Source organism: Roseibium sp. SCP15 (assembly GCF_040329435.1).
Classification (GTDB): Bacteria; Pseudomonadota; Alphaproteobacteria; order Rhizobiales; family Stappiaceae; genus Roseibium.
This window is the reverse complement of record NZ_JBDZYI010000003.1, coordinates 635,459-661,325: the sequence shown is the minus strand read 5'-3', so window position 1 is coordinate 661,325 and position 25,867 is coordinate 635,459. Positions and strand designations below refer to the sequence as shown.

General features: G+C 55.8%; 29 protein-coding genes. 16 read left to right on the top strand and 13 right to left on the bottom strand.

Going from position 1 to position 25,867, the window contains the following annotated elements:
* Position 1 precedes the first annotated feature (1 nt).
* The 3 genes from hflC (at position 2) to ABLO27_RS16965 (ending at position 2,753) form a co-directional block, all read left to right on the top strand.
* Positions 2-937, top strand: coding sequence for a protease modulator HflC (hflC, locus tag ABLO27_RS16975; protein WP_353034123.1), 936 nt, complete (start codon positions 2-4; stop codon positions 935-937).
* Positions 934-1,119, top strand: coding sequence for a DUF2065 domain-containing protein (locus ABLO27_RS16970; RefSeq protein WP_353034122.1), 186 nt, complete (start codon positions 934-936; stop codon positions 1,117-1,119). Before hflC ends, ABLO27_RS16970 begins: the two co-directional genes overlap by 4 nt.
* A gap of 143 nt (positions 1,120-1,262) precedes the next feature.
* Positions 1,263-2,753 (top strand): DegQ family serine endoprotease, encoded by a 1,491-nt coding sequence (locus ABLO27_RS16965; RefSeq protein ID WP_353034120.1) that lies wholly within the window; start codon positions 1,263-1,265, stop codon positions 2,751-2,753.
* A 76-nt stretch (positions 2,754-2,829) separates the two neighbouring features.
* Here the strand turns inward: ABLO27_RS16965 and ABLO27_RS16960 are convergent, their stop codons facing one another.
* Positions 2,830-3,150 carry an ArsR/SmtB family transcription factor gene (locus ABLO27_RS16960; RefSeq protein ID WP_353034118.1) on the bottom strand — a complete coding sequence of 107 codons (321 nt, stop codon included), beginning with the start codon at positions 3,148-3,150 and terminating at the stop codon, positions 2,830-2,832.
* Positions 3,151-3,302: 152 nt separating this feature from the next.
* Here ABLO27_RS16960 and ABLO27_RS16955 point away from each other — a divergent pair, with 152 nt between their 5' ends.
* Positions 3,303-4,193 carry a permease gene (locus ABLO27_RS16955; protein ID WP_353034117.1) on the top strand — a complete coding sequence of 297 codons (891 nt, stop codon included), beginning with the start codon at positions 3,303-3,305 and terminating at the stop codon, positions 4,191-4,193.
* Between the two features lie 60 nt (positions 4,194-4,253).
* Here ABLO27_RS16955 and serB read toward each other — a convergent pair whose 3' ends face one another.
* Positions 4,254-5,144, bottom strand: a complete 891-nt coding sequence (serB, locus tag ABLO27_RS16950) for a phosphoserine phosphatase SerB (protein WP_353034116.1) — start codon at positions 5,142-5,144, stop codon at positions 4,254-4,256.
* Here serB and miaA point away from each other — a divergent pair.
* The 3 genes from miaA to ABLO27_RS16935 all read left to right on the top strand — a co-directional run bounded on the left by miaA (position 5,143) and on the right by ABLO27_RS16935 (position 7,474).
* A complete protein-coding gene (gene miaA / locus ABLO27_RS16945) occupies positions 5,143-6,084 on the top strand; it encodes a tRNA (adenosine(37)-N6)-dimethylallyltransferase MiaA (protein WP_353034115.1) in 942 nt (313 codons plus the stop codon). The two genes, serB and miaA, sit on opposite strands and share 2 nt — an antisense overlap.
* A 223-nt stretch (positions 6,085-6,307) precedes the next feature.
* Positions 6,308-6,847, top strand: a complete 540-nt coding sequence (locus ABLO27_RS16940) for a GNAT family N-acetyltransferase (protein ID WP_353034114.1) — start codon at positions 6,308-6,310, stop codon at positions 6,845-6,847.
* 39 nt (positions 6,848-6,886) lie between these two features.
* The gene (locus tag ABLO27_RS16935; protein WP_353034113.1) at positions 6,887-7,474 is read left to right on the top strand and encodes a GNAT family N-acetyltransferase; all 588 of its coding nucleotides are present in this window, start codon (positions 6,887-6,889) and stop codon (positions 7,472-7,474) included.
* Positions 7,475-7,535: 61 nt separating this feature from the next.
* On the opposite strand, the gene ABLO27_RS16930 is transcribed toward ABLO27_RS16935, so the two are convergent.
* A complete protein-coding gene (locus ABLO27_RS16930) occupies positions 7,536-8,558 on the bottom strand; it encodes a permease (RefSeq protein WP_353034112.1) in 1,023 nt (340 codons plus the stop codon).
* 87 nt (positions 8,559-8,645) lie between these two features.
* Here ABLO27_RS16930 and ABLO27_RS16925 point away from each other — a divergent pair, with 87 nt between their 5' ends.
* Positions 8,646-9,503 carry a LysR substrate-binding domain-containing protein gene (locus ABLO27_RS16925; RefSeq protein ID WP_353034111.1) on the top strand — a complete coding sequence of 286 codons (858 nt, stop codon included), beginning with the start codon at positions 8,646-8,648 and terminating at the stop codon, positions 9,501-9,503.
* Positions 9,504-9,579: 76 nt separating this feature from the next.
* Here ABLO27_RS16925 and ABLO27_RS16920 read toward each other — a convergent pair whose 3' ends face one another.
* Positions 9,580-10,161 (bottom strand): TetR/AcrR family transcriptional regulator, encoded by a 582-nt coding sequence (locus ABLO27_RS16920; protein ID WP_353034110.1) that lies wholly within the window; start codon positions 10,159-10,161, stop codon positions 9,580-9,582.
* A gap of 119 nt (positions 10,162-10,280) precedes the next feature.
* Between ABLO27_RS16920 and ABLO27_RS16915 the strand changes: the two genes are divergently transcribed.
* Together ABLO27_RS16915 and ABLO27_RS16910 are read left to right on the top strand one after the other, a co-directional pair.
* On the top strand, positions 10,281-10,697 hold the full coding sequence (locus ABLO27_RS16915; protein WP_353034109.1) for a 4-oxalocrotonate tautomerase: 417 nt from the start codon (positions 10,281-10,283) through the stop codon (positions 10,695-10,697).
* Positions 10,698-10,724: 27 nt separating this feature from the next.
* The gene (locus tag ABLO27_RS16910) at positions 10,725-11,201 is read left to right on the top strand and encodes a hypothetical protein (protein WP_353034108.1); all 477 of its coding nucleotides are present in this window, start codon (positions 10,725-10,727) and stop codon (positions 11,199-11,201) included.
* Between the two features lie 70 nt (positions 11,202-11,271).
* On the opposite strand, the gene ABLO27_RS16905 is transcribed toward ABLO27_RS16910, so the two are convergent.
* From ABLO27_RS16905 to ABLO27_RS16880, 6 genes are all read right to left on the bottom strand, one after another.
* Positions 11,272-12,828, bottom strand: coding sequence for a 2-isopropylmalate synthase (locus ABLO27_RS16905; RefSeq protein ID WP_353034107.1), 1,557 nt, complete (start codon positions 12,826-12,828; stop codon positions 11,272-11,274).
* 440 nt (positions 12,829-13,268) lie between these two features.
* Positions 13,269-15,194, bottom strand: a complete 1,926-nt coding sequence (locus ABLO27_RS16900) for a cellulose binding domain-containing protein (protein ID WP_353034106.1) — start codon at positions 15,192-15,194, stop codon at positions 13,269-13,271.
* A gap of 148 nt (positions 15,195-15,342) precedes the next feature.
* Positions 15,343-15,573: a hypothetical protein gene (locus tag ABLO27_RS16895; RefSeq protein WP_353034105.1), complete on the bottom strand. Its 231-nt coding sequence runs from the start codon at positions 15,571-15,573 to the stop codon at positions 15,343-15,345.
* Positions 15,574-15,690: 117 nt separating this feature from the next.
* On the bottom strand, positions 15,691-16,398 hold the full coding sequence (locus ABLO27_RS16890) for a DUF899 domain-containing protein (RefSeq protein WP_353034104.1): 708 nt from the start codon (positions 16,396-16,398) through the stop codon (positions 15,691-15,693).
* Between the two features lie 24 nt (positions 16,399-16,422).
* Positions 16,423-16,914 (bottom strand): SRPBCC family protein, encoded by a 492-nt coding sequence (locus ABLO27_RS16885; RefSeq protein WP_353034103.1) that lies wholly within the window; start codon positions 16,912-16,914, stop codon positions 16,423-16,425.
* On the bottom strand, positions 16,911-17,234 hold the full coding sequence (locus ABLO27_RS16880) for an ArsR/SmtB family transcription factor (RefSeq protein ID WP_417714810.1): 324 nt from the start codon (positions 17,232-17,234) through the stop codon (positions 16,911-16,913). Before ABLO27_RS16880 ends, ABLO27_RS16885 begins: the two co-directional genes overlap by 4 nt.
* 156 nt (positions 17,235-17,390) lie before the next feature.
* Between ABLO27_RS16880 and ABLO27_RS16875 the strand changes: the two genes are divergently transcribed.
* From ABLO27_RS16875 to ABLO27_RS16865, 3 genes are all read left to right on the top strand, one after another.
* Positions 17,391-18,041 (top strand): glutathione S-transferase family protein, encoded by a 651-nt coding sequence (locus ABLO27_RS16875; protein WP_353034101.1) that lies wholly within the window; start codon positions 17,391-17,393, stop codon positions 18,039-18,041.
* Positions 18,042-18,166: 125 nt separating this feature from the next.
* On the top strand, positions 18,167-19,069 hold the full coding sequence (locus tag ABLO27_RS16870) for a DMT family transporter (protein WP_353034100.1): 903 nt from the start codon (positions 18,167-18,169) through the stop codon (positions 19,067-19,069).
* A gap of 153 nt (positions 19,070-19,222) precedes the next feature.
* A complete protein-coding gene (locus ABLO27_RS16865; RefSeq protein WP_353034099.1) occupies positions 19,223-20,128 on the top strand; it encodes a DMT family transporter in 906 nt (301 codons plus the stop codon).
* Positions 20,129-20,151: 23 nt separating this feature from the next.
* On the opposite strand, the gene ABLO27_RS16860 is transcribed toward ABLO27_RS16865, so the two are convergent.
* The 3 genes from ABLO27_RS16860 to ABLO27_RS16850 all read right to left on the bottom strand — a co-directional run bounded on the left by ABLO27_RS16860 (position 20,152) and on the right by ABLO27_RS16850 (position 23,390).
* Positions 20,152-21,063, bottom strand: coding sequence for a PhzF family phenazine biosynthesis protein (locus ABLO27_RS16860; RefSeq protein WP_353034098.1), 912 nt, complete (start codon positions 21,061-21,063; stop codon positions 20,152-20,154).
* A 139-nt stretch (positions 21,064-21,202) separates the two neighbouring features.
* Positions 21,203-22,354, bottom strand: a complete 1,152-nt coding sequence (locus ABLO27_RS16855; protein ID WP_353034097.1) for a GNAT family N-acetyltransferase — start codon at positions 22,352-22,354, stop codon at positions 21,203-21,205.
* Positions 22,355-22,487: 133 nt separating this feature from the next.
* Entirely contained in the window at positions 22,488-23,390 is a 903-nt protein-coding gene (locus ABLO27_RS16850) for a pirin family protein (protein ID WP_353034096.1), read from the bottom strand.
* A 250-nt stretch (positions 23,391-23,640) separates the two neighbouring features.
* Between ABLO27_RS16850 and ABLO27_RS16845 the strand changes: the two genes are divergently transcribed.
* The 3 genes from ABLO27_RS16845 to ABLO27_RS16835 are packed head-to-tail and all read left to right on the top strand — an operon-like array spanning position 23,641 to position 25,844.
* Entirely contained in the window at positions 23,641-24,564 is a 924-nt protein-coding gene (locus ABLO27_RS16845; protein WP_353034095.1) for an ABC transporter ATP-binding protein, read from the top strand.
* 8 nt (positions 24,565-24,572) lie between these two features.
* Positions 24,573-25,082, top strand: coding sequence for a GNAT family N-acetyltransferase (locus tag ABLO27_RS16840; protein ID WP_353034094.1), 510 nt, complete (start codon positions 24,573-24,575; stop codon positions 25,080-25,082).
* On the top strand, positions 25,083-25,844 hold the full coding sequence (locus tag ABLO27_RS16835; protein ID WP_353034093.1) for an ABC transporter permease: 762 nt from the start codon (positions 25,083-25,085) through the stop codon (positions 25,842-25,844).
* The last annotated feature ends 23 nt before the right edge of the window (positions 25,845-25,867 follow it).

Here is a 25,867-nt window from a genome sequence, read left to right as displayed (position 1 = left end):
CATGCGTAGCGGTTTTCTTGCTATTGTCCTCGTTGCGATCGCGGTTGTCGGCTACCTTTCGGTCTATGTCGTGCACCCGACACAACAGGCTCTCGTGCTGCAGTTCGGTAAGATCATCGAACAGCCAAAAACCGAGTCGGGCTTCTACTTCAAGATCCCGTTCGTCCAGAATGTCGTTTACCTGGACAAGCGTGTTCTCAATCTGAACATGCCGCCTCTGGAGCCGATTTCTTCGGACAAGAAGCGACTGGTCGTGGACGCCTTTGCCCGTTACAAGATCTCCGATCCGGTTCTTTTCTACCAGCGTGTTCAGAACGTTCAGACGGCCAACCGCCGCCTGTCGACGTTGCTGCAATCCTCGCTGCGGTCAGAGCTTGGCCGGACGAGCTTCGTTGCACTCGTACGTGATGACCGTTCCGGCGTCATGGACGCGATCCGTAACGACGTCAGCGCCAACGCCAAGGAACTCGGCATTGAGGTGGTTGACGTGAAGATCCGCCGCGCGGACCTTCCCGATGCCAACTCCCAGGCGATTTACGCCCGCATGCAGACAGAACGTCAGCGTGAAGCGACCGAGATCCGGGCGCAGGGTGAAGAACAGTCCCGCCGTATCCGTTCCCGCGCGGATCGTGATGCAACGGTTATCGAAGCTGAAGCAAAGCGTGACGCTGAAATCATCCGCGGTGACGGTGATGCGGAGCGGAACAAGATCTTCGCCGAAGCTTTCGGTGAAGACCCTGAGTTCTTTGCTTTCTACCGTTCCATGCAGGCTTATGAAGCCGGGTTGCAGTCAGGCGACACCAGCCTGGTTCTGTCTCCGGATTCCAGCTTCTTCCGTTTCTTCAAGGATCCGGCAGGGCTGACACCTCCGGCGAATGGCAATGACAATGGTGGATCCGGAATTTCGACCGGCGCACCTTCGCTTGCCGCTCAATGAATGATCTGGTGACCGCGTTCGGTCTGGTTCTGGTTCTTGAGGGCGTGCTTTACGCACTGGTGCCCGGTGGCATGAAGTCCATCATGCGCAGCGCCCTTGAAACTCCGGATCAGACCTTGCGCACCACCGGTCTGGTTGTTGCTGCAATCGGACTGTTTCTTGTGTGGATCATACGCGGATAACGAAAAGTTTTCGGGCGGGAGGCGCAAAAATCTCCCGCCCGTTCTATATTCTGACTACAAGACTTATGAACCCCATCGACTGTTTGAATTTGGGCTCAAGTCCCGAACGACAGTCCAACCGGCTGGGATGAGGAGAAAGCCCTATGGCTCCAAATTTTGTTCGCCGTCGAATGTCCCGTATCGCATTTGCGGCAGCGGGCATCGTACTTGGCGGAATGGTAGCTTTTCAGCCTGTTCAGACCGCTCAAGCGCAAGGACCCGTGTCCGTTGCCGACCTGGCGGAAAATCTTGCTGATGCCGTTGTAAACATTTCGACTGCCCAGACTGTTCAGGGCCGGCGTTCCGTTCCCATGCCGCAGGTGCCGGACGGTTCACCGTTTCAGGAATTTTTCGAAGAATTCTTCAATCGCCAAAATCGCGACAACGAACAGGCACCCCGCCGGGTTCAGTCCCTGGGTTCCGGCTTCGTCATTGACGGCAAGGAAGGCATCATCATCACCAACAATCACGTGATTGAAGGTGCGGACGAGATCACGGCCAATTTCAATGATGGTACCAAGCTCAAGGCGGAAATCATCGGTACCGATGAAAAGACCGACCTTGCGGTTCTGAAAGTAGAGCCGGCAACGCCTCTCAAGGATGTCAATTTCGGTAACTCCGATTCAATCCGGGTCGGCGACTGGGTGATGGCGATCGGTAACCCGTTCGGCCTTGGTGGAACGGTAACTGTCGGCATCGTTTCTGCGCGGAACCGGGATATCAATTCCGGCCCTTATGACAATTTCATCCAGACGGACGCTTCCATCAACCGGGGGAACTCCGGGGGGCCGTTGTTCGACATGCAGGGCAATGTGATCGGCATCAACACCGCGATCATTTCCCCGTCCGGCGGCTCGATCGGTATCGGGTTCGCCATTCCGGCGAAGACCGCAATGCGGGTCATCGATCAGTTGCGTGAATTTGGTGAAACGCGTCGTGGCTGGCTCGGTGTGCGCATTCAGGAAGTGACCGACGAGATTGCCGAAAGTCTGGCCATGGATGAAGCCATGGGCGCGCTTGTTGCCGGCGTCACCGAAGACGGACCTGCTGCGAAGGCCAAGATCGAGGCAGGCGATGTCATCATCAAGTTCGATGGACGTGATGTAGAAGAAATGCGCGAACTGCCGCGCATGGTCGCTGAAACGGCCATCGGCAAGGAAGTTGAAGTTATCGTTCTGCGCAAGGGCGAGGAAGTCACCATCAGCGTGACCCTCGAGCGCCTTGAGGAAAATGCTGCAACTGAAGCCAGTGCAACGACCGAAGGCGAGCCCGAAGAAGAGCCTGCGGAAAAGAGTGAAGTGCTCGGCATGATGCTTGCGGAACTCGATGATGCCCTGCGTGAGCAGTTCTCCATTGATGAAGACGTGACAGGCGTTGTTGTCACAGAGGTGATGCCCGGTTCTTCGGCGGAAGAAAAGCGGGTCACCGTTGGCGATGTAATCAAGGAAGTCGCTCAGGAGCCGGTGGAGACTCCGGCCGATGTCGAAGCGGAAATCAAGAAGCTCAAGGAAGACGGTCGTCGTTCGGCACTTCTGCTGCTTGCCAATCCGACCGGCGATGTGCGTTTCGTTCCAGTACGGATCGAGGACGAATAATCCTCGGCCAACTTGCGATGTTGATTGAGAAGGCGCCCTTCACGGGCGCCTTTTTCTTTTTCGGGAATTAGGCTTCCTAACTCGACGCCGCGCCGTTTGACTGCCTCTGTCGCTCGTCCAGACAGCATTCACTTTGCAGGAAGGCGATCACGTCCCACAGGCGACCATATTGCGGCACGCATCGCAGGATACGACCCTCGCGCTGTTGATGAATTAGACCGGCGTCGACCAGGGCCGCAACGTGGTGGGTCATCGATGAATGCGGAATGTCCAGGTCCTCCCGCAGGACGCCGACAGGCAAGCCATCAAAGCCTGCTTTGACCAGCCTTTTGAAGATTTTGAGCCTGAGAGGATGTCCGAGGTCCTTGAGGACCCTGGCAACGTCTTCAACGTCCATGATCGTGTCACCTTCAAATATTATTTCGATATTACCGGTAATATATTGACATCGGCTTCCAGAATCAATATTTCGAAAAAACCGGTAATATAGATTTGAAAGGGTTTCCTATGTCTGCCGAGATGTCGTCCGCTCTTATGGAGGCGGGGGGAATGTTCGTGTTTCTTGCTGTGGAACTGACGGCCTTGTTCCTGCTGATCAGCTATGGGGTCGGCGTGTTGCAGGAATACGTTTCTCCTGAACGAATTCAGGCTGTTCTCAGTTCCAGAAACGGGCGTGGTTACGTCGTCGCCGCATTGATGGGGGCGATCACTCCATTCTGCTCCTGCTCAACAATCCCCTTCCTGAAAGGGTTGTTGCGCGCACGCGCCGGATTTGGACCGATGATGGTTTTCCTCTTTTCCAGTCCACTTCTGAACCCGGTGATCATCGGTCTGTTCGCCGTGACGTTCGGCATAAAGGTTGCCGTCGTCTACTTCCTGATTGCCATGGTGGTTTCAGTGGTTGCAGGAGCATTGCTGGAGGCACTCGGCTTTGAGCGCCACGTTGAGGCCTCCGCCTATGAGGTCCCGAGCTCAAGCAACTGTGGAAGTACCTGCAGCGGCGCAATCCAACCCGAAAACCGGTGGCTGCGCATCTGGAAAGCGACCTGGAAAGATTTTCGATCCGTTTTGCCCTACCTTCTCGGGGGAATTGCGATCGGGTCCTTCATCTACGGTTTCCTGCCGACCGATCTGATCACCAGGTACGCCGGCAGTGACAATCTGACCGCCATTCCAGTGGCGGCAATTATCGGGATTCCGCTCTATATCCGTGCCGAAGCCGTCATTCCGCTGTCCGCCGCTTTGGCGGCAAAGGGTATGTCTCTTGGAGCGGTCATGGCGCTGATCATCGGCAGCGCTGGTGCGAGCCTTACAGAAGTCATCCTGCTGCGCTCCATCTTCCGGCTTCCGATGATCGTGGCCTTTCTGGCCGTCATTCTGACGATGGCTGTCGGCGCAGGTTTCCTCTATGCGCTGACCCCACTGGGAAGTGCTGTCTAAGCGAAGTCTTGAGGCTTAACTGTATGGCGTGTGACCTGTTCGATCGAGGCAGGTCACACCTTAGCTGAGAACAAAGTCTTCTTCCGCATAACCCTGGAGATACAGCAGAGCTGTCAGGTCGCCGTGGTCAACACGGAAATTGGCAGCTGCGGCCACAGCTGGTTTGGCACGATAGGCAACACCCGCGCCCGAACGTTCAATCATCGCGAGATCGTTGGCACCGTCGCCAACGGCAAGCGTTTCGTCAAAGGAAAGGCCTATTTCGGCAACAAGCGCTTCCAGGCGCTCACGCTTGGCCTCTCGACCGAGGATCGGTTCGCCCACCTTGCCGGATAGTTTGCCGTCGGCTTCAAGAAGTGTATTGGCCTGATTCTCATCAAAACCGATCATGTCGGCAACGGCGCTGGTGAAATGAGTGAAGCCGCCGGAGACAAGCGCGCAATAGGCTCCGTTCGCCTTCATGGTCTGCACCAGTGTGCGACCACCCGGCATCAGCGAGATTCGGTTGCTCAGAACAACGTCGATCGAAGAGACCGGTAAACCGGCCAGAAGAGCGACGCGCTCCCGCAAAGCCGGTTCAAACTCGATTTCGCCCTGCATCGCCCGTTCGGTTATGTCCGAAATTCGATCCTTCAAACCCAGTTCGGCCGCAAGCTCATCGATACATTCCTGCCGGATCATGGTGGAATCCATATCGGCTATCAGCAGACGCTTGCGGCGGCCTTCTGACGGCTGAACGAAAACATCTGCGGGTGCCTGACCGATGATTTCCCGCAAAAGCGTGTCCGCAGCGCTTGCATTGGGGCCCTCAAAGCGGATATCGGCTGCAACGCCGGGATTGAGTATTCTTGTTGTTCCTGCGACACCGAGAGCATCTTCAGCCCGGCGTACCAATTCCGCGTCGACAGCAGGTGCAGTCGGGGTAGATACCAGAGTGGCGACAAGAGACATGAATGATTCCCTGCAAAGCGTGAAGGAGCGAACGGAAGGTAATCGAGCCATCCTGATAGCGGGCCCAACGGCAAGCGGCAAGTCCGCTTTGGCGCTGCAACTGGCCAAAGCACACAACGGTGTGATCATTAATGCCGATTCCATGCAGCTTTATGAAGACCTGCGTCTGGTGAGCGCCCGTCCAAGCGCTGAAGAGGAAGTGGAAGTTCCTCATCGCCTCTATGGTGTTCTGCCGTCTTCGAGGGCCTTTTCGACAGGCGCCTGGCTCCGTCTGGTGACTGAGGAGCTGGAAACGGCTTGGGGGCAAGGGCAATTGCCGATCCTCGTCGGTGGAACCGGGCTCTATTTCAAAGGGTTGACCGAGGGTTTTGCCGAATTGCCGGAGATACCTGATGAGGTAAGGACACGGGCGAGATCGCTCGGCGATCGGGAAGGGACAAGCGGTCTCAAGACGGCTTTGGCAGACGCGGGCGATGAAGAGGCAGCCGAAGATTTGAACGATCCGCAGCGCCTTGCCCGCGCGCTTGAAGTTGTTCTCGCGACGGGCAAACCACTCTCACACTGGCAGCGCGAGCAGCAGTCCGCTCCCTTGCTGGTCGCTGATGATTGCACGCGAATTGTCCTGGCACCGCCGCGACCGTGGCTGCATGAGCGGATTGGCTTGCGCGCAAGGCTCATGCTGGCTGAAGAGGGGCAACAGGAAGTAAAGGCTCTTCTCGCCAGGAAGCTGTCCCCCAAATTGCCGGCGATGAGGGCTATTGGCGTTGCTGAAATCGGTGCCTATCTAAGTGGCGAATGTGATTTGGAACAAACCATCCACAGGCTGACTGTTGCAACGCGGCAATATGCCAAACGGCAGGAGACCTGGTTCCGTAATCAGATGGCTAACTGGCAACGGGTTGATCCGTCAGCTGAAATCAATCTCAAGGAGATTTATTGACTGAGCAATCAACAACACGTCAACCTATGGGATGTGCGGTGCAACGCATAATATCACCATAACTTGTTGGTAATACGAATATATTTTCGCCACTTTTATTCTTATACTCGCGCCTGCCTTCGGGTTGGCACAATTCTGGGTTTTAGGTCTGGCGCGTGAAAAGAAAGGAGTTTAAAGCTTCTTTCCGCAGCCGGACCAAATCCAATTGAATGGGAGGATCACGGTGCAGACGATATTTCTCGAATGCGACTCAGTTCAACTTGTCCCTTTTTCTCCAACCGATATTAATCTCGTTAAAGACCTTCACGCAGATCCCTACGGCAACCAATGCACTGAATATTCTACAGACTGTACCATCGCCGATGCGACCGAGCTGGTGAGGTCTGCATTGCAGAATCAGGCGGATCTTGGTTTCGCCAAATGGAAAGCGGTGTCCGAAGATGGCCGGTTTCTCGGCTGGGCCGGTTTTACGCCGGTGAGCGAAACCTCTGAAATCAGCCTGAATTATTGCCTCTTGAAGGAAGTGCTGGAGCAGGAACAGAGCCTTGCAAGGAACCTGTGCTCGGCTCTGGCGGAATGGTTCTTCAAGAACACCTATTTCTCCCATCTTGTTGCCGTTGTTCGCACCGATAATCGGGATATGCGCGATGTCGTTCAGGAAACGGGTTTCTATCATCGGGAGAGCAAGGTGATCGAGGGCATGCAAGCTGATGTGTTTCAGCTGCTCAGCCCCTCGATGCAGTCTTACCTGATGAGTGCTTAGACAATTACTCTGGAGTGACAGCATACCAGAGACCTTTCTATGGGCCGTGTGATCGCACGGCCCGCTTTTTTGGATGAAACCGAATTGCCTGAAATCCTGTTGAAGACAGCCCGGCTGCAGGTCCTGCCGTTTGAAGACGCAGACTTTCCATTGCTTCTCGATCTTCATTCCGATCCCGAGGTCAATCGGTACCATTCACCCGGACCCGTTCCGATGGCGAAAGAGGAAGCTCGGCGGCGGCTGAACAACTATGTACAGATGCATCGGCAGTCAGGGGTCAGCAAATGGAAGCTGGAAACGCTTGACGGGGAATTTGTCGGGCGCGCAGGGTTTTCCTGGCAACAGGAGCCAGCGGGATATGAGCTTGGCTACAGTTTGAAGCGCTCAGCTTGGGGCAGGGGCTATGCCACCGAAATTGCCAGAGAACTTGTCCGGTGGTTCTTTGAAGAAACCGATCACGACCATCTTCTGGCGTATGCAGTTTCGGAAAACCTTGCCTCGCTGCGCGTGATGCAGAAGGCGGGTATGCGCCTTTGGTTGGAGATGGAAAAGCACGATCTTCCTTGTACATTTTACCGTGTTGATCGAACCGAGTTTGAAAATCTCTCCAATCAGCAACGGGTGTGATGTTCATGGTGGTGTCATAGGAACTTAAAAGCCTGTGCTGGCTGAAACCCGTTTCCGGCAACTACATCACCCATTCGAACACATATCCCGTCAGCAGAGATCCTGTGAGCGCCAGCAACAGGAAGAGCAAAAACGGCTTTAGCTTCAGGACCGGAAATATCGCAAGCGCACCCCAGATGCTGACAACGCCGCCTGAGACGAGAAAGGCCAGTGCAGCTCCCTGGGACAAGCCTTGATCGATCAATCCGCGTGTCAGAGGCAAAGCCGCGTAGCCGTCGATATAGGCCGGTGCGCCAACCAGGACAGCTGCGGGAATCGACCACCAATTGTCTTCCCCCATGAAACCGGTAAGAGATCCCGGCGTCAGCGTTGCATTCAGGACGTATTCCATTGTGAAAGCCGGAAGCAGGCAAATGACAATGAGCCGCGTTGTTGCAATCAATTGCTTGCGAAATCGATCAAGTCGACCCTGATCTTGCCAGATACGCCCTTTGAAGGTCGCCGAACAGCCGCACTGGGCCTTGCTCAGCTGCGTGGCCAGGCGATTGTCCCGGAGTGCATTCAAGGACCAGTCGCGACTGGAAAAAGCTGCCGTCGTCAGTCCTCCCAACAATCCCATTGCGAATGCGGCCAATGTTTTGCCGAGTGCAAACGAGGTTCCAAGGGTTGCGGCTGTCGTTGCGAGCATCGCGGGATCCGTAACAGGGGAAGACAGCCAGAACGCCATGATGGGAGCCAGGGGTACTCCGGCCGCCAGAAGGCCGGCCAGCAGCGGCAAAACCGTTACACCGCAAACCGGTGTGACAGCGCCAATGGCTGAAGCGGCCAGCACTGCGTGAAACGTCCGCCGTCTGAATGCACCGGCAATGCGGGAATCCGCTCCACTGGCAACGATCCAGGCCGCGAGAAAGATACCGGGGATCACCAGAGGCGAGACCTCCACCAGGCCCCACATGGCAAAAGAGATTGCCTGGAATGAATGCGCCGGCCAGGTCCACACGAGAGCCAGCACTGTGAGGCCTGCCAGGACGGCAATGAGCGGATATCTTGATTTTGCGGTTTCTGCGCCGGAGTGATCGGTCATTCTGGTCTCCTGTCCTTGATTGAAGGGTAGGAGATGCCGTGGTATAAATGAAACGAATAGTATGAATAATAGAAATTAGAAAATCGAATGGAAAATCTTGATAGTGATCTTCTGAGAACGTTCATTGCGGTGGCCGAAGCCGGCAGTGTCACAGATGGCGCGGAACGGATTTTCCGATCACAGTCGGCAGCGAGCATTCAGATCAAGCGCCTGGAAGAGGTGCTGGGTCGCAAGGTCTTTGAGCGACATGGCCGAGGTGTGGTCCTGACCGAGACGGGCCAGCGGCTGCTGCCGGTTGCTCGCTCTGTTACCGACCGGCTGGATAGCGCGTTGCGCGAAATTGCATCTGACGGTTTGTGTGGAAAGCTGCGACTGGGCCTGCCCGACGATCATGGCCGCGACAGGCTTGCACGGATTGTCGGAGCCTTCACACAGTCCCACCCGCTGGTCGAACTTGAAGTGACCTGCTCGCTGAGTGCAGGCTTTCCAGATGCATTGGCAAGGGGACAGCTTGACCTGGCCGTTTATGAAGTCGAGGTCCCTTCAGCGAACGAGGAACTTCTTTTCGAAGACCCGACTTGCTGGGCGGCCTCCGCAGTTCGCGACTTCAGTCCGGTGGAGCCTCTCCCGGTTGCTCTCTTTGACCAGGCCTGCTGGTGGCGGGACGCTGCTCTTCGTTCGCTGGAGCAATCGAGCAGGCCCTACCGGGTTGTCTATTCCAGCCAGAGCGTTGCTGGTGTCATTGCAGCGGTGGAAGCAGGCGTGGGGGTCGGATTGCTCGGACGTTCCTCTCTGAATGACAGGGTAAGGGTCCTGGGAGAAGCGGACGGGTTTTGCCTGGCACCGGTTTCAAAACTGGTTCTGGGAGTATCGGAAAATGCCAGATCTGAAAGCGTAGAGGCGATGATGTCTGCAATCCGGGCGGAATTCCGCAGACTGAAGTGATCTGATGCACGATTGCCTGCATACCTGCATACCTGCATCCGTATGCCATTGGGTCGTAGCGCTGACGGTATTTCCGTCAGTTTTGGGACAACAGATGCAGGGCGGCTGAAGACGCTGCTCTGGTAACCTCCTCTGCCTGACTTTCGCTTGCCATGGCGCGCGCCGTTGTCAGGGCACCGATCAGGATGCTCAGGAAGGCCCATGCCTTGGCAATACGAACTTGTTCGTTCTTGCCGTTCAGGCCATCAGCGATCAAGTCGGCGATCTGGCTCATTTTCCGGTCATATAGAGCACGTGTTTCTTCAGGAGCCCGCACCACGTCGGGTGACATCGCGGTCATCGCGCAGCCGCAGGCAAGATCTTTACGGTGCGCCGCGCCCAGATAGTAGCGGGCAAAGGCTTCCGGCCAGTCCTTGTCATACCGTTTCTGGTATTCCGGAATGGTTTCAATGACTTCGTTCAGTCCGAGCTCAAGCGCGGCATGAAAGGCTCCGTCTTTGGAACCCAAATGGGCATAGAAGGCACCCGAAGTCGCACCGGCAGCCTTTGCGATTGCATCGACACCGACACCGGCGAAGCCCTGCTTTCTGAAAGCCTGACTGGATGCAGATACGAGCGCCTTGTGCGTTTCTGCCTTTCGAAGTTGTTGTTTTGCCACGTGTTTTCTCACCTTAAATAACGATCGTCATATAATTCTTGAAAAATAACGACCGTTACATACATATGGTGTGTCAAAAAATATAACGAACGTTATATATCTAGTCGAAGGAATATGAAATGCCGCTAGCATTGAACTACACAGAAGGTGTCATGACCCCGGAAGCCGGGCTCAGGGCAGGACGAAAGATCACAGACGCATTCTTGAAATGGCATGGACTTACCGGGAATTCAGTGATGACCCCGAATGTCACAATGCAGATACAGGCTCTTCCGAAGAACGGTGCCTTGTCCGGTGGTGAACCGGTGGAAGGTGTGTGGCTTGAATGCAAGACCCCAACCTTCGCACTCGCGAGCAGGGATATTCAGGTCGGGTTCTTCAAGGAGGCCACCGACATCATTTTTGAGGCGGCCGAAAGCAGGCTTCCCCGAGCACGCATCTACTCGAACGCCGTTCACACGGTGGACGGTACCTGGAACCTCGATGGTGAAGTTTGTACCAACCAGCAACTTGCAGACCGTATCGCACAAGGCTGAGCTTTCGCGAACCTGAGAAAGGACAAGATGATGAAGACATTGGCCTGCAAACTGTTTCTCATGACCGGCCTTGCCGTATCGGCGTGTTCTGCCCAGGCAGCGGAATGTCTGGAAATCGGCGGTGTTGCCATTCCAAACTTCTTTTCGGAAGGCAAAGGGGAGCCGGTGATCATCTCGGCGACCCTGATGGGGTCGGTGACCAATGCCAGCGGCAAGATCCTGGCACAGCGGATAACGGACACCGGACTGGAAATGGACATGGAGCACTATTTCGGCCGGGCCGATGGTGGTGCGATTTACACCAAGGATGTCGGTGTTCTGACGGAAGTGCCGGACCGGCCGGGACGCTACATGATCGAAATCACCTACGATGTTCAGGAAGGCCGGGGCAGGGGAACCCTTGAAGACTTCGGCGGAACCTTCAGCAGCTATGGCTTGATGGATCTGCGCGACCCTGAGGATCTGCAGGGGCTCGTCCGGTATTCTGGCGAACTGTGCAAATAAAGGCGATTAAAGAAAAGGGCCGCTTAGTGCGGCCCTTCAATTTTACTATGCCGGGAAATGCGGGTTTGGTTCAAACCGCCTGCAGCGCGCCCGGGTTGCTGGTCTGCTGGCGCAAGGCCAGCTTGTTCATGGCCGAGACATAAGCCCGAGCCGATGCGACCAGGGTATCGGTATCAGCACCCTTGCCGGTTGCGATGCGGCCCTCAGCCTCCAGGCGCACGGACACCTCCGCCTGCGCATCAGTGCCTTCGGTCACAGCGTGAACCTGATACAGCGAGAGTGTCGCTTCATGAGGAACGATGGACTTGATGGCGTTGAACGTTGCGTCTACAGGGCCGTCGCCGGTTGCTTCCTTGGTGATGTGCTGACCGTTTACGTCCATCGTCAGGATCGCCTTCTGCGGCCCGCCCGTGCCGGCTATGACGGTCAGCGCGATAACCTTGGTGCTTTCGCCCAGGATGTTGATCTCGTCCTCGACCAACGCTTCGATGTCTTCGTCATAGACGTGCTTCTTGCGGTCGGCCAGGTCCTTGAACCGGCGGAAGGCATCCTGCAAGGCATTGTCGCCCAGCTCGAAACCCAACTCGCGCAGCTTGTCGCGGAAGGCGTGGCGGCCGGAGTGCTTGCCCATGACCAGCGAAGTGGCTTTCACGCCGACGTCTTCCGGACGCATGATCTCGTAGGTCTCGGCGTTTTTCAGCATGCCGTCCTGGTGAATTCCGCTCTCGTGAGCGAAGGCGTTCTTGCCGACGATGGCCTTGTTGAACTGAACCGCGAAGCCGGAAGCTCCAGCGACCATCTTGGAGGCGCGAACCAGGTATTTCGGGTCGATCTGGGTTTCGTAGGGCAGAACGTCACCGCGTGTGCGGATTGCCATGACGATTTCTTCCAGGGAGGCGTTGCCAGCGCGTTCGCCGAGGCCGTTGATCGTGCATTCGATCTGACGGGCGCCGCCGTCGATACCGGCCAGGGAATTGGCAACGGCCAGGCCCAGATCGTCGTGACAGTGAACGGAGAAGATCGCCTGATCGCTGTTAGGTACCCGCTCACGAATTTGCTCGAACATGGACTTGTACTCGTCCGGCGTTGCATAGCCGACAGTGTCCGGCAGGTTGATCGTTGTTGCCCCGCATTTGATGGCAGCTTCCACGCAACGACACAGATATTCGATCGGGGTGCGGGTCGCGTCCATCGCGGACCATTCGACATCATCGATCAGATTGCGTGAACGTGCCACGGTATCGGTGATGATATCCAGAACCTGTTCTTCCGTCTTGTTCATCTGGAACTTCAGGTGGATCGGGGAGGTGGAAACGAAGGTATGGATGCGGCCTTTTTCAGCGTGTTTCACAGCTTCGCCGCAGCGGTCGATATCGGCATGGATCGCGCGGGCCAATCCTGCGATTACAGAGTTTCGCGAACGTTTGGCGATTTCACTGACCGCCTCAAAGTCGCCGTTGGAGGCGATCGGAAATCCGGCTTCGATGATGTCGACGCCCATGTCGTCCAGGATTTCTGCAATTTGCAGCTTCTCTTCCAGCGTCATGGACGCGCCGGGTGATTGCTCACCGTCGCGCAACGTGGTGTCGAAGATGCGGATCTGGTCCTTCTCGGAAGTGGCAGTCATTTTTTTGTTTCGTCCCTGGCTTGGATCGACGGCCTGATGGAGGTGCAATAGAGGCGACGCGCGATCCGATTTTCGTGATGCGTTTTTTGAAGTATCTCCCCTAAGTGCCCGTTCCGCCAGTCACAACGCGGATCAGCCGACGCTCAGGGGCATCTAAGAAGGAGGAGATCGCCAAGTAGGATGAGGCCGCCGCGCTTCGTCTGCGCGTCGAGAGAAGAACCAGTAATGCCGCGTGCCGCGATCATGGGTCTGTCTTTGGCCTTTGGTCGTCGTATCCTGAAACCCTTCCAGGGTGACGCAAATGCATGACCCGAGGGTTAACGGATGCTGTTCTTACGGCAGGAATGCGTTTGATGCAATAGGCATTTCAAGTACGAGAGATATTTCCCGGGAATGGAGACCACCTCGTTCCCGGAAAATACCTGTTTGAATGCCTGAGGTTAGGCTGAACTGCTTGGAAACTGATTCAGGATAGTGAGTGCCTGAATACGGGTTTCCTCGCTTGTTGGCGGCCTGCCATGGTCCTGCCTGAAGGTCTCGAACCACGCGGTTATTTGAGTGTTGTAGTCTTCCATGAGAAGAGCCGTTGCAGTCGGTTCTCCATCCGGTCCTATCAGGTAAAGACCCTCGTTGGCGGCGGTATCGTAGATCTGCCAGATGAGGGCGAAGGGAGTTCCCCATTCGAGCGCCGCTTTGAAGACCTCCAGTGTGAGATCGTATTGCTGCTCCGGGGTCACGTACTTCAGGTAGAAGCCAAACTCTCCGATGAACACACGTTTGTCGAAGGGCAACCCGTCCTTTTCCGGCATGAGGGAGGCGATGTAGTCCAGATTGCGGGCAAGCACTTCGCCGAAGTTGCCGACGTTTTCTTCCTTCAGCAATGCGTCATAGGCGGAATAAGACACAAGATCGACGTTGATCCGGGGAAGGACCTCATTGGCAACACGTTCAAAGTCATTTTCTCTCGCGTCGTCCACACGATTGATCTCGATATAGTGGAAGATTGAAACGCCGTTTTCACCGACATCTTCTTTTGCCTGGTCAATCGCGTCCTGACGCAGGTTGATCCAGTCGACAAGACCATCGATCCGGGTGTCATTGACGTCCTCTATCGTGGGGTTCCATTCCAGAAGATTCCAGTCTGTCTCCCAGTTGCCGATGTAGAAAGTCTTGCCTGTTCCCTGGAAGGTTTCCAGGAGATACCGTGCCAGATTGTAGGTGACCGTGTATTCCTGCTCGTACTCTTGCGGACTGATACCGAGATTGTCTGCCCAGGGGCCAGACCGTTCCAGCCAGAAGAAGTAGTGGTCGAAGTCCATTTCAAGGACTTCCTGGAATGCTTCGTTCTTGGTCAGCAAATCCACCGGCTGCCACTGATAGAGGCTCGACATTCCATAAAGCGTCGGATCGAGTGCAATCTTCAAAATGTTCGATCCAGAGTCCTGGATGGCCTTGGCTGTTTCGACGAGCCCGTTTTCGCCGGTAAAGGTGTAACCAGGTCCGATGGACTGGGTTCCGATTATAGGGTTGAGCGGTGGCGTCCCATCCCACTGAGAGGGGCCGTCCGGCGACGGAGCGGTGTCCGGTTCTTCAGGTGTCGGGTCCGAAGGTTCGCCCGGCACATAGGCGAGAGGATCGACATTTATTTCCTCTCCACTCGGATGCGCGGCATTGAAGCCGAAGCTGACAGCTTCTCCGGCTGCGATGACCAAATATCCTTCATGAGGCACAAAGGTAGCGACGCCGTCTTCAATGGTAACCTCGGCATTCCAGGTTGTGCCGATCGAAAGGCCGTCCGGTAGCACCCAGGTTATCTTGCTTATCGTAATAGCTTCCGTGGTTGGGTTGGCCAGAAGAACATTGGCAGAGAACCCGGTGTCCCAACTGGATGAGCGCAATACCGAAATTTCGACATCTTGAGAGATGCCGGTCTGATCGCTGGTTGCCGGGGTATCCGTTTCATCGGTTGGTGGCGTTTCCTCATCTGCTGGTGGGGTCGGTGCGGGCGAGGTCGGCTCGCCGGCTTCCAGCAATTTGCCGAACTGAAACAACGGCTCCTGCCATCCCTCGGGGCCAAGGGCGATGTTGAAGCCGAACGACGTTGCCTCTCCGGGCGCAATTTCCTCGTGGTCCAGATCGGGTGTGGCCACGGCAAAGGTGCCGGATGGGTTGATCTCAGCGTTCCAGAAAAACTCCAGACTGCCAGGTGTTTCGAAAGCAAGGGCCCAGTCTTCCAGTGTCTCGGAGCCCAGGTTCCTGACTATGACCGAAATCGAAGCGCCCCCGTCCCACTCGCTGAGGATCACTGTGTCGATATCGACGGACAATGAAGTGTCCCAGTCAAAAAGGTCGTAAATGCCCGACATGGATTGTTCCTTCCTACTTGCAAACCGGGACATAGGCGGGAAGGAACGAGGCGAATTGGTGTCGCCGACAGTTAAAGATCTGTAATGAAAATGCGTTTTGGAACAACACGAAAAGAGAACAGCGTTCGGACGGTTAGGCGGGATGGAACTACATTTTGCCTTTGTCCGGTTGTCCGTAGATTTCAACAAACTCTTGCATGACTTTCTCAAATTCCTTGCCGTCGACGATCCGGTCGAAGTTTTCGAGGATGATTGTCAGGAGGTAGTTGTTGCCGTAGTGCCATTCGTCGTTGAGGCTTCGCAACTTCGCGTAAGCGTCTTCGGTAAGAGCGGCACTGAACCGTTTCGGCAGCGGCAGTCGTTTGGATTTGGCTGGCATTCATTCCCTCCTTGCGCCGACCGAAGGAGCGTAAGCGCGCAGTCCATTCGGCGTTTCAAGACCGGTACGGTCTTTCAACTTTCAGTCTACCCTGAAATTCAAGGCGAGGGTCGCCGGTCAGGTATCAACCCCGTACATGTCTCGGCGTCTGACCCATGCCATCGGATAAGACAGACCTTCTTCATGCCGCCCCATGGGGGTCAGGTCGAGCAGATTGTAGGCCATGTTGAGGATGTCGAGTCCCCGCCCATAGGTGGAGTAGCTGTGTCCGATGCGGCCATCTTCGAGCTTCAGGAACGTGCTGACACCGGGCAGTTCCTCGCTGAAGACCCTTCCGGAGTAATTGTAGCCGTGTCCTGTCGGGTCTTCTTTGCCCGGGAAGGTGACGCCATAGTCAACGTTGAAGCCGTTGCCGTTGGTGGAGACCCAGTTGAAGGTCCAACCCAGGCGCTTTTTGTAGGCCAGCAGCCTTTCGAGTGGCGCATTGGAGATTGCCAGAAGCGCTGTGTCACGTGCAGCCAGATGGGCATCAAGACGCTCGTAGTTGTCTGCCCAGAAAGAACAGCTCGGGCATCCTTCCTCCCATGTTTCTCCAAACATGAAGTGATAGACAACCAGTTGCGGATGAGGTCCGAAGAGATCGGATAGCGATTTCGTGCCGTTCTCCGTGTCGAAGACATAGTCCTTTTCAACCAGAACCATCGGCAGTTCGCGCCGCGCGGCAGACAGCTCGTCCCGTTCCTTCGTGAACGCCTTTTCACGTGTGAGCAGTGCTTTGCGGGCATCGAGCCATTCTTCGCGGCTGACGAATTTGGGAGATGACATGATGTTCCTCCTGTCGAATTGGAATTAATCCGTAACGTAGGCTGCAAGCCGGCCAAAGCATCCATCCCAGCCACCACCGACGCCCCGGCGTGCGTCCTCGGACTTGATGGCTTCATGGCAAAGCTTGACCTCTGTCGCCTTGCCCAACTGTGTGAAGGTGACGGCAACCTTTGAAGAGTCCGTGGCTTCGCGCGTCCCGTCAGCAAATTCCTGAACGTGGCGCCAGCTGAACTCGAGCCGGTTCGGGGCATCGATCACCAGATACTCGCCTTCAAAATGAATTTGTTTTTCCTGCGTCCTTTCAATGACGAAGCACCATTTGCCACCGACCTTCAGATCAATGTCGACGGAAACGAGGCCTCCCGCCTTGGGAATAAACCAGCAACTGACTTCGTCGGGCTCGGTGAAGGCCTTGAAAACGCGTGCGGCTTCAGCCCTGAAGAGGCCTTCGACGATGACCGGCTCCTGGCCGGGACTGGACTTCAGAAATTCCCTGGCGGGTTGCTGTGCAGTCATTTTTTTGAATCATCCTTTGCTAAATGGCGGGCGAGGGCGTCGAATCTGTCTATCCAAAATGTTTCGTATTTGCTGAGCCAGTCGACTGCTTCCTTGATGGGGGCGCCGCGCAAACGGCAATGGCGTGTGCGCCCACGTTTCTCGATTTCAACGAGCCCGGCATCAGAGAGGACACGCAAGTGCTTCGATACTGCCGTCAACGACATGTCAAAAGGTTCCGCCAGGTCCGAAAGCGTGGTTTCACCATTCGCCAGCCGGGAGACGATGGCCCGGCGAGTTCCATCGCTCAGAGCGGAAAATGTGGCATCGAGTTGGGGCATTTGCTGCACATTCATAAAGTGAACCTTTTGGTTGACTATCATCTCGTTTCATTATAGTCAACTAAATGGTTGAGTAAAGAGTCTCCCAAGAGGTGGAACTCGACAATGGCCTCGCGTGGAACGTCCGGGCGTGCGCCTGAAACAGGAGAGGTAGCGATGGAACTTTATGTAACCGACTTGTCCCCCAACAGCCGCCGGGTTCTTGCTGTCATTCATCACCTTGGACTGGAAGGGGAGACCGATATCCGGAAATTCGACATCATGACGGGGGAGCACCAGACCGACGCATTTCGGGCAATCAATCCAAATGTTAAGGTCCCGGTTCTTGTTGATGGCGATTTCCGTCTGTGGGAGGCCAACCCGATCATGATCTATCTGAGCGACCGTCAGGGTGCAGAGAGCTTCTGTCCTTCCGGCCAGCGAGACCGGATCGAGGTCCTGCGATGGCAATCATGGGAAGTTCAGCATTTCAACCGAGCTCTCGGTGATATCGTTTGGGAAACCGTGGCAAAGCCGGCATTCGGAATGGGAGCTCCCGATCCTGAAAAGATCGAAACGGGCCAGCAGAATTTCCGTCGCTTTGCTGCTGTGCTTGATGATCATCTGAATGGGCGGGACTATGTTCTGGGCAACAACGTGACGGTCGCCGATTTTGCCGTCGGCAGTCATTCCGCCCTGGCGCTTCACCCACAATCTCAAGTGCCGCTGCCGGACTTCCCTAACGTGCAGAGCTGGCTGCACAGGCTCGAAGGGCTGCCCGCCTGGGCGAAGACAGCGCCGCAAGCACCCGCTGACGCTGCCGAATAAGTATCAGACCTGAGGAACGCCGCCACGGCACGGAGCAGCGAACACCTGCTCCGTCACTTGGTTCCGCTATGGTCTGGAGGCAATGATTGCTGATGACAGGACTGGCCGTTAGGCTGGGTCCTGTCATGAGACGCCTTTATTTCATTTCTCTTTGCTTTGGCTTCATTGCCGCATTTCTGATGGGATTGAATGCCGTCTTCGTAAGGTATCTGACGGCAGACATGCATGGTCTGCAGATCGCCGTGTTCAGACTTTGGATTGCGTGCGGCGTAATCTACCTGCTCCTGAAACTGGCTGGCCACAAGTTCAGCTTCTTTCCTTATGGCCGGTATCAGTTTCTTGCCATTGCAGGCTTCACCCTGAATTACATCACGTTTCATATCGGTCTGGAAAAGGCCAGTGCGACGAATGCAATGGTGCTGGAAAACACGGCGCCCTTTTTTGTCCTGCTGTTGCTGGTCGTGGCCCGCATTGAAAAGGTCCGATGGTCGGATGGTGTGGCGACCGTTATGGCTCTGACCGGGGTCTATTTCACCGTTCGCCACGATTTCGAGTTCGGCACGACGGGTCAGATTGGCGACTTGTGGGAAATCGGAGCCGGGCTCAGCTGGGCCATGTTTACGATCGGCAGCACAGCCTCGGTAAAACAAACCAGATCGACCATGGACCGAATGGCGGTTCTGCTGAAGATACTGCTGCCATGTGGGGTCGTCCTGACGCCGTCTCTGGCGTTTTATCCGCTCTCGGTGGATGCAACGGACATTTCCGTGCTGCTGGCGCTGGGCGTCTTTTCAACGGCCTTCGGGTATTATGCGTGGTACGAAGCAATGGCGGGCGTTTCCACGGTCACGGCATCGCTTTTGGTTGTGCTGTCCGTCGTGTTCACGTTTGTTGTCGCTCACTTCGCCCTGGACGAGCAGGTGACACGGGACATGCTGATCGGTGCCAGCTTGATTGTTTTTGCCGTGATCCTGCCTGGTCTCGTGGAAACCAGGTCGTCAAACGAAGCCGTCGACCACACCGAGTGACAGTCATTTGGCGTTGTTGCTTCTTCGGGGAGTTGCAGTGGTAGGCTCTGGATTGCCTACATCTCGTTGATCGAACCTTGGCTGGCCGGTGGCAATCCTTGAATTCTGATCGTTTACGTTGTCGGAACGCGTTTCGTCCGCTAGCATCCAACAATGGAAGCTGCATCTACAAAAAGAGCGCTTGGGTTCGGGGTTATGGCGGCTCTGCTGTTCGGGACCCACAGTGTCATTGCCCGTTTTCTGACGAGCGATCTTCACGGCCTGCAGATAGCAGTCGTTCGTCTGTGGATCGCAAGCGCCATATTGTTCCTGATCCTGAAGGTGCAGGGGCAGCCGGTTTTTCCCATCCGCTTTGACAAGTACAAGCTTCTGGCGATTGCCGGATTTGTCTTCAACTACATCTTCTTCCACGTGGGCCTTGAGCAGACCAGCGCGACAAACGGGATGGTGCTTGAAAACACCGCACCGTTCTTCGTGTTGCTCATGCTGGCAAGCGCCGGTATCGAACGCGTACGCAGAATAGACGTGATCGCAACCATCCTGGTGATGGCGGGCGTGATCCTGACTGTCAGGCACGATTTCGACCCAGGATCGACAGGGTTGTTCGGCGATATCATGATGGTCGTCGCGGGCTTCACCTGGGCGATTTTCATCATCGGCAGCACGCAATCGGTCCAGAACACCAGCAATCCGATGGAGCGTCTGCAGCTCTTGTTTCAGATCCTGCTGGTGAGTGCCGTTGTTCTGACACCCGGTTTTTTCCTGTTCCCATTCGAGCCAACCGCCGCCGACATGATGTGGTTGGTGTTCCTGGCAGTGTTTCCGACCGCAATTGGCTATTATCTCTGGTACGAGGCGATGGCTGGCGTTTCGACTGTGACCGCAGCGTTGTTGTTCGTGTTGTCGGTGGTCTTCACCTTCATCAACGCTGCCATTTTCCTGGGTGAAGAACTGACGCCCGGAATGATCATCGGTGGCGTGCTGGTCATCGCCTCCGTGATTACGCCGTCACTCTTTGGTGGTAGCGATGCGGAAAAGCAGGAAGATGAGACCGCCTGAGGGTGATCACAGTCTTTGCCTTATCAGACGTAGAGCTCACCACGGGCGACGATCGTTGCCTGTCCGCCGATCCGCACAGCATGCATGCCGCCGTTTTCGATGTCGATTTCCAGGTCGATCAGGGAAGGGCGTCCCATTTCAAATCCCTGTTCGATACGAATGTGATGGGTGCCGGCGGTCAGGCCGTCGTAAAAATGCACGACACCGGCAAACGCTGCTGCTGCCGACCCGGTTGCCGGGTCCTCAGGAATACCCATTTCCGGAGCGAACAGGCGCGCGTGGAAGGCGCTGTCGTGGGAGCGGGTTTCGCGGCAATAGACATAGGCATCGTTGTGTTCGTCCTTGCCAAAACCGGCCTTCCACATGGCTGCGACCGGCTTTGCCCGGGCGAGTGCATCCAGGTCACGCACGGGTACGAAATTGAAGGGAGGTCCAACCTGAAACCGCGACGGGGCATGGTTTTCAAAGCCGATGTCGGATGGTTCAAGGTCAAGGGCGGCAGCAATCAGCTCGACATTGTGCGTCGGACCGGCTGGCTGCGGCAGGCTGGGCACATCGAATTCGGCAAAGGCAGCAGCGTTTTCACGCAGGATGACCGCACAGCGCACGGTTCCGATCTGCTGTTTGAGAACCACCACGGCATCCTGTTCACCGGAAATTTCTCCAAAGCGTTCCGTCGCCATCAAAATGGCGGTGCCCACGGTCGGATGACCCGCAAACGGGAGTTCCAGTTTCGGCGTGAAAATGCGCATGCTGGCAGACTGGCCAGGATTTTCGGGAGGGAAAACGAACACCGTTTCTGAAAGATTGAATTCGCCCGCAATCTTCTGCATTTGCTCGTCACTCAGCCCCTCGGAGTCCAGCACCACGGCCAGTGGATTACCGGCGAGGGATTTATTCGTGAAGACGTCCAAGATCGCGTAGCGGCGGCTCATATTATTCTCTCCCAGGCGATTCATTCGGAGGCGATTTCCAGAGTGAGCGGACTTTTGCATTTTAAGTCAGCTCCTGCCAGTGATTAGTGTTCTTTCATGGTGAACAAAAAGTTGGCATCGTCATGGAGTGAATAGCAACTCACGACAAAAGGTATTTTCCGATCGCACGGGCGTAGGGAACAATCGCCGGGTCTTCCAAGTCTTCGACAGATCGAATGACACGAATGTCGGAAAGCTCCTGCTCTTCGCTGGCCAGTGAAAACTGAATGATCCTTTCGCGCAGCCCTTCCGCTTGCTCGTTTATGTCGAAGATCCTCGAGATCGAAATTCTCGGTCCGTCAAAGGCAACCAGAAAGTCGCCGGGGTTACAGTCATCCGCAGTCAATCCGGTTTCTTCCTCAAGTTCACGGCAAATTGCGCCGACAACGTCCACCTTGCCATCCTCGGTTCTGTCAGTCGGATCCAGGTTGCCGCCCGGTGGGTAGATGAGACCAGCCGTTGCCGTGCGTTCGGACATCACACCATACAGGAGTGCACCTTCAGCGGAGCGAATGACTGCGGAGCCAAACAGATTGAAGGCCGAGCTGTCCGGAGCTCCCCAATCCCGCCAGGCGAGGAAAGCGGCGAAAGCGCATTCCTTGCAGGTGCCCTTGAAGACACCGTTTTCGAACGCATAACCTGTCAGCTTCAACGTGCGTCCGTTCCATAGCAACGCAATGCGTTTTTTGGCTTCCTCGAAATGGTCCTCAATCGCTGCTGCGTTTTCCACTTCAAAGGTCCAGGGAGCGCCGGACAGCGAAACGTCGATGGAAGAGATCTTGTGGACCGAAGGTGGCAGGACCTTTTCCATCATCGGAATATCCTTGCCTGGCGACATCTCGCTCGGCCGTGTCGTCAATGTCCGAAAGCCGCGTTTCTCGTAAAAGGGACCGGCGTTGGCGTCCGATTCCAGATAGAGCCGGGACAGATTGTTCTCGCGTGCATGATCTTCGGCGCGCACCAGCAACAAGTCGCCAACGCCCTGTCCTTGCGCCTCCGGGGCGACGAACAGAAAGTCGACTAGTAGCGTGTCGGTGCCTTCAGGTGTCAGGCCGGAAAACCCGACCGGCACGCCGTCAATCTCGGCAACCGTCATGTGAAGAGAGTTGAGGGTTGCTTCGGAGATGCGCCAATGTTCGCGAAACTCCGCCATCTTGTCGTCCGGATAGCCCCAGGACGCTTTGGCCCGGTGGAGTATGTCGGTGAGAATGGGGACGTCTTTGATTGTGGCCGGGCGGAGTTTGAGAGGCATGGCTGTCCAGTTGCTTGAGTTCCAGACAGCCCTAGCCAGTCATTGTGAAAGTTACAAGGCAGAGGTTGCATAAGATTGACAAGGTCACGGCAGGGCTGCCGTGACCAGTGCGAGCTCGAGACAGCTTCAAGGATCAGCGAATGAAGGTTCCCTTTTGTAGCTCGTTGAAAGCCTGAACGAGTTCCTCTCGGCTGTTCATGACAATCGGGCCATGCCAGGCGACCGGTTCCTTGATCGGTGCACCGGAGACCAGGAGAAAGCGGATGCCGTTTTCACCGGCCTGTACGACGATCTCGTCGCCGGATCCGAATATGACCAGAGACCGGTTGCCGGTCTGATCCCGGATCTTCAGCTCTTCGCCGCCGAACTCCTTTTCCGTCAGAACGCCGAAGGGGTCTGAAGCGCCCTCGAATGTGCCGGAACCTTCGAAGATGTAGGCGAAGGTCTGCTTGTAGGTATCTACCTTGAAACGCTTTCTCTTTCCCGCCGGTACATGGATGTCGAGATATTGGGGATCCGCAGCAATACCGTCGACCGGGCCGCGCTCGCCCCAGAACTCCCCGCAGATAATCCGAGCAGATGCACCATCATCGTCTACGACAACCGGGATATCGCTCGATCCTACGTCCTGGTAGCGCGGCTCGGTCATCTTCAGGGAGGAGGGAAGATTGGCCCAGAGCTGAAAACCATGCATGCGTCCGTTTTCGTCGCCCTTTGGCATCTCCTGGTGCATGATGCCGCGGCCGGCAGTCATCCATTGCACGTCTCCCGCACCCAGGTTGCCCGAGTTGCCGAGGCTGTCGCCATGCTCGACGGTGCCGGCAAGGACATATGTGATGGTTTCAATGCCCCGGTGCGGATGCCAGGGGAAGCCGGAAAGATAGTCTTCAGGACGTTCGTTGCGAAAGTCGTCGAGCAGCAGGAAAGGGTCCAGCATTTCCGGATCCTGAAAGCCGAAAACTCTTTCCAGCTTGACGCCTGCGCCTTCCAGCGTCGGCTGTGTCTTGCCGATATGCGTAACCGGGCGAATAGACATTTGGATTTCCCTTCATCGAACGTGTCGTTGTCCGAAAAATAGCGGCGTTTCGCTGAAAACCTATATCGCAGGCCGCAGACGCAGTGTTTCTTGTGATGAAACAATTGGCTTTGAGCCGAAGGTTCCTGACATGGGATGTCAACAATCCACCGGGCTTGCATCTTGCGGGTTGTCTGCCCACATGCGACTGTGGCTCGCTTATTTGGCCGTCTGGTCAAATCACTTCATTCTTTGAACCGGTTGGAACTTCATGGCTCCGATATTGTCCGTCAGGAACCTGGAAAAAACCTATGAAGGTGGCTTCCAGGCACTCAAGTCTGTGTCGCTGGATATTCAGGAAGGTGAAGTCTTTGCACTGCTTGGCCCGAACGGCGCCGGCAAGACGACCCTGATCAGCACCATATGCGGATTGGTGCGCCCGACATCGGGCAGTATCTCTGTCGGTGGTCATGACGCCCTGAAGGAATACAGGGCGGCACGTCAATTGATTGGCCTCGTGCCGCAGGAAATGCCGACAGCTCCCTTTGAAATTGTCGGTGACACGGTTGCTCTCAGCCGGGGCCTGTTCGGTCTGAAGCCTGATCCTGCACTGGTCGAACGCATCCTGAAGGATCTGACGCTTTGGGAGAAACGCAGCAACCCGATCATGGCGCTGTCCGGTGGCATGAAGCGCAGATTGCTGGTCGCCAAGGCGCTTGCTCATGAGCCGAAGATCCTGTTTCTGGATGAGCCGACCGCGGGCGTTGATGTGGAGCTGCGCCACGACATGTGGCGCATCGTTGGAGAATTGAGGGACCAGGGGGTCACGATCATTCTGACCACCCACTACATCGAAGAAGCCGAGGAAATGGCCGATAGGGTCGGTGTCATCAACAAGGGCGAGATCATTCTTGTCGAGGAAAAGGCCGAACTGATGCGCAAGCTTGGCCGCAAGTTGCTGACCCTTAGCCTGACGGTCCCACTCGCGCGCATACCTGACGGCCTGTCTCAGTACCATCTGATACTCGAAGACGACGGGACCAGCCTCACTTATACCTATGACACTCATGCCGAACGCACCGGCATCACTTCGCTTCTGACGGATCTTGCCAAGGCCGGTGTGCGGTTTCAGGACCTACAGACAGATCAGTCATCGCTCGAAGACATCTTCGTGGATTTGGTCAAACAGGGATAGTTTCCAACATGGCAGAGGATTTCACGATACGCAGGGCGCAATTGGGTGAGAAGGACGAGCTCACGGATCTTTGCATGCGCTCCAAGCAATCCAACGGGTACGACGATGCGTTCATGGAAGCGTGCGTCGAGGAGTTGAGGGTCCGGGACAGCTGGATTGAAAATGATGACTTCTGGGTTGCTGAAGCAACGGACGGACGGCTGGTAGGCTGCATCCGGCTGTCGATGGAGCCGGCGAACGGCGAAGGAGAACTGGAAGTCTGCTTTGTGGATCCGGATTGGCAGGGTCGGAGCATTGGCCGAAAGCTGTTCGACAAGCTCTTTGCCAAGGCGAAGTCGAGTGGACTGAAGCGGATCGGGGTGGATTCCGATCCGGAAGCTGAACCCTTCTATGCCCGGATGGGCTTTCAGACGATTGGCCGGTCGCCTTCGGGTTCGATCCCCGGCAGAACCTTGCCGAGAATGCAGCTGGTGCTGAACAACTCACCGATAGAAAAGTCGAATGGGGCAGGGGCATAAATGAACTTCGAGGCGGTCAAATCCATCTATATTTCCGAAATGGCCCGTACCAGACGCACAATCATGCAGAGCGTGATTTCGCCGGTCATTTCAACGGTGCTCTATTTCGTGGTTTTCGGAGCCGCGATCGGCTCGCGCATCACGGAAGTGGACGGTGTCAGCTACGGAGCGTTTATCGTGCCTGGACTGATCATGCTGTCGCTCATGACCCAGAGCCTGTCGAACGCTTCCTTCGGGATCTATTTTCCGCGCTTCACCGGCACGATTTTCGAGGTCCTGTCGGCTCCGGTGTCCTTCCTGGAAATTACAGTCGCCTATGTGGGGGCCGCGGCAACCAAATCCGTTCTGGTCGGCTTGATCATCCTGATCACGGCAAACTTCTTCGTCGATATCCAGATTCAGCACCCGTTTTGGATGGCGGCGTTTTTCATGCTGACGGCAATCACGTTTGCGCTTCTGGGGTTCATCATCGGCATCTGGGCGGACAACTTTGAAAAACTGCAGTTCGTTCCGCTTCTGATCGTCACACCACTGGCTTTTCTGGGCGGTAGCTTTTATTCCATCAACATGCTGCCGGAGTTCTGGCAGACTGTGACGCTGATCAATCCGGTCGTGTACCTCATCTCGGGGTTCCGCTGGAGTTTTTATGGTCAGGCAGACGTCAGTTTGTGGCTGTCTCTGTTTGCGACGATGCTCTTTCTCGGGGGATCGCTCGCGATTGTGCATTGGATATTCAAGACCGGTTACCGTTTGAAACCCTGAGGCGGCGCCGGTAAAAAGCGCGA

What these genes read in the sequence shown, in the direction of transcription:
- hflC (WP_353034123.1), top strand. Translation starts at nt 2, where the DNA reads ATGCGTAGCGGTTTTCTTGCTATTGTCCTCGTTGCGATCGCGGTTGTC.
- ABLO27_RS16970 (WP_353034122.1), top strand. Translation starts at nt 934, where the DNA reads ATGAATGATCTGGTGACCGCGTTCGGTCTGGTTCTGGTTCTTGAGGGC.
- ABLO27_RS16965 (WP_353034120.1), top strand. Translation starts at nt 1,263, where the DNA reads ATGGCTCCAAATTTTGTTCGCCGTCGAATGTCCCGTATCGCATTTGCG.
- ABLO27_RS16960 (WP_353034118.1), bottom strand. Translation starts at nt 3,150, where the DNA reads ATGGACGTTGAAGACGTTGCCAGGGTCCTCAAGGACCTCGGACATCCT.
- ABLO27_RS16955 (WP_353034117.1), top strand. Translation starts at nt 3,303, where the DNA reads ATGTTCGTGTTTCTTGCTGTGGAACTGACGGCCTTGTTCCTGCTGATC.
- miaA (WP_353034115.1), top strand. Translation starts at nt 5,143, where the DNA reads ATGAATGATTCCCTGCAAAGCGTGAAGGAGCGAACGGAAGGTAATCGA.
- serB (WP_353034116.1), bottom strand. Translation starts at nt 5,144, where the DNA reads ATGTCTCTTGTCGCCACTCTGGTATCTACCCCGACTGCACCTGCTGTC.
- ABLO27_RS16935 (WP_353034113.1), top strand. Translation starts at nt 6,887, where the DNA reads ATGGGCCGTGTGATCGCACGGCCCGCTTTTTTGGATGAAACCGAATTG.
- ABLO27_RS16930 (WP_353034112.1), bottom strand. Translation starts at nt 8,558, where the DNA reads ATGACCGATCACTCCGGCGCAGAAACCGCAAAATCAAGATATCCGCTC.
- ABLO27_RS16925 (WP_353034111.1), top strand. Translation starts at nt 8,646, where the DNA reads ATGGAAAATCTTGATAGTGATCTTCTGAGAACGTTCATTGCGGTGGCC.
- ABLO27_RS16915 (WP_353034109.1), top strand. Translation starts at nt 10,281, where the DNA reads ATGCCGCTAGCATTGAACTACACAGAAGGTGTCATGACCCCGGAAGCC.
- ABLO27_RS16910 (WP_353034108.1), top strand. Translation starts at nt 10,725, where the DNA reads ATGATGAAGACATTGGCCTGCAAACTGTTTCTCATGACCGGCCTTGCC.
- ABLO27_RS16905 (WP_353034107.1), bottom strand. Translation starts at nt 12,828, where the DNA reads ATGACTGCCACTTCCGAGAAGGACCAGATCCGCATCTTCGACACCACG.
- ABLO27_RS16900 (WP_353034106.1), bottom strand. Translation starts at nt 15,194, where the DNA reads ATGTCGGGCATTTACGACCTTTTTGACTGGGACACTTCATTGTCCGTC.
- ABLO27_RS16895 (WP_353034105.1), bottom strand. Translation starts at nt 15,573, where the DNA reads ATGCCAGCCAAATCCAAACGACTGCCGCTGCCGAAACGGTTCAGTGCC.
- ABLO27_RS16890 (WP_353034104.1), bottom strand. Translation starts at nt 16,398, where the DNA reads ATGTCATCTCCCAAATTCGTCAGCCGCGAAGAATGGCTCGATGCCCGC.
- ABLO27_RS16885 (WP_353034103.1), bottom strand. Translation starts at nt 16,914, where the DNA reads ATGACTGCACAGCAACCCGCCAGGGAATTTCTGAAGTCCAGTCCCGGC.
- ABLO27_RS16880 (WP_417714810.1), bottom strand. Translation starts at nt 17,234, where the DNA reads ATGCCCCAACTCGATGCCACATTTTCCGCTCTGAGCGATGGAACTCGC.
- ABLO27_RS16875 (WP_353034101.1), top strand. Translation starts at nt 17,391, where the DNA reads ATGGAACTTTATGTAACCGACTTGTCCCCCAACAGCCGCCGGGTTCTT.
- ABLO27_RS16870 (WP_353034100.1), top strand. Translation starts at nt 18,167, where the DNA reads ATGAGACGCCTTTATTTCATTTCTCTTTGCTTTGGCTTCATTGCCGCA.
- ABLO27_RS16865 (WP_353034099.1), top strand. Translation starts at nt 19,223, where the DNA reads ATGGAAGCTGCATCTACAAAAAGAGCGCTTGGGTTCGGGGTTATGGCG.
- ABLO27_RS16860 (WP_353034098.1), bottom strand. Translation starts at nt 21,063, where the DNA reads ATGAGCCGCCGCTACGCGATCTTGGACGTCTTCACGAATAAATCCCTC.
- ABLO27_RS16855 (WP_353034097.1), bottom strand. Translation starts at nt 22,354, where the DNA reads ATGCCTCTCAAACTCCGCCCGGCCACAATCAAAGACGTCCCCATTCTC.
- ABLO27_RS16850 (WP_353034096.1), bottom strand. Translation starts at nt 23,390, where the DNA reads ATGTCTATTCGCCCGGTTACGCATATCGGCAAGACACAGCCGACGCTG.
- ABLO27_RS16845 (WP_353034095.1), top strand. Translation starts at nt 23,641, where the DNA reads ATGGCTCCGATATTGTCCGTCAGGAACCTGGAAAAAACCTATGAAGGT.
- ABLO27_RS16840 (WP_353034094.1), top strand. Translation starts at nt 24,573, where the DNA reads ATGGCAGAGGATTTCACGATACGCAGGGCGCAATTGGGTGAGAAGGAC.
- ABLO27_RS16835 (WP_353034093.1), top strand. Translation starts at nt 25,083, where the DNA reads ATGAACTTCGAGGCGGTCAAATCCATCTATATTTCCGAAATGGCCCGT.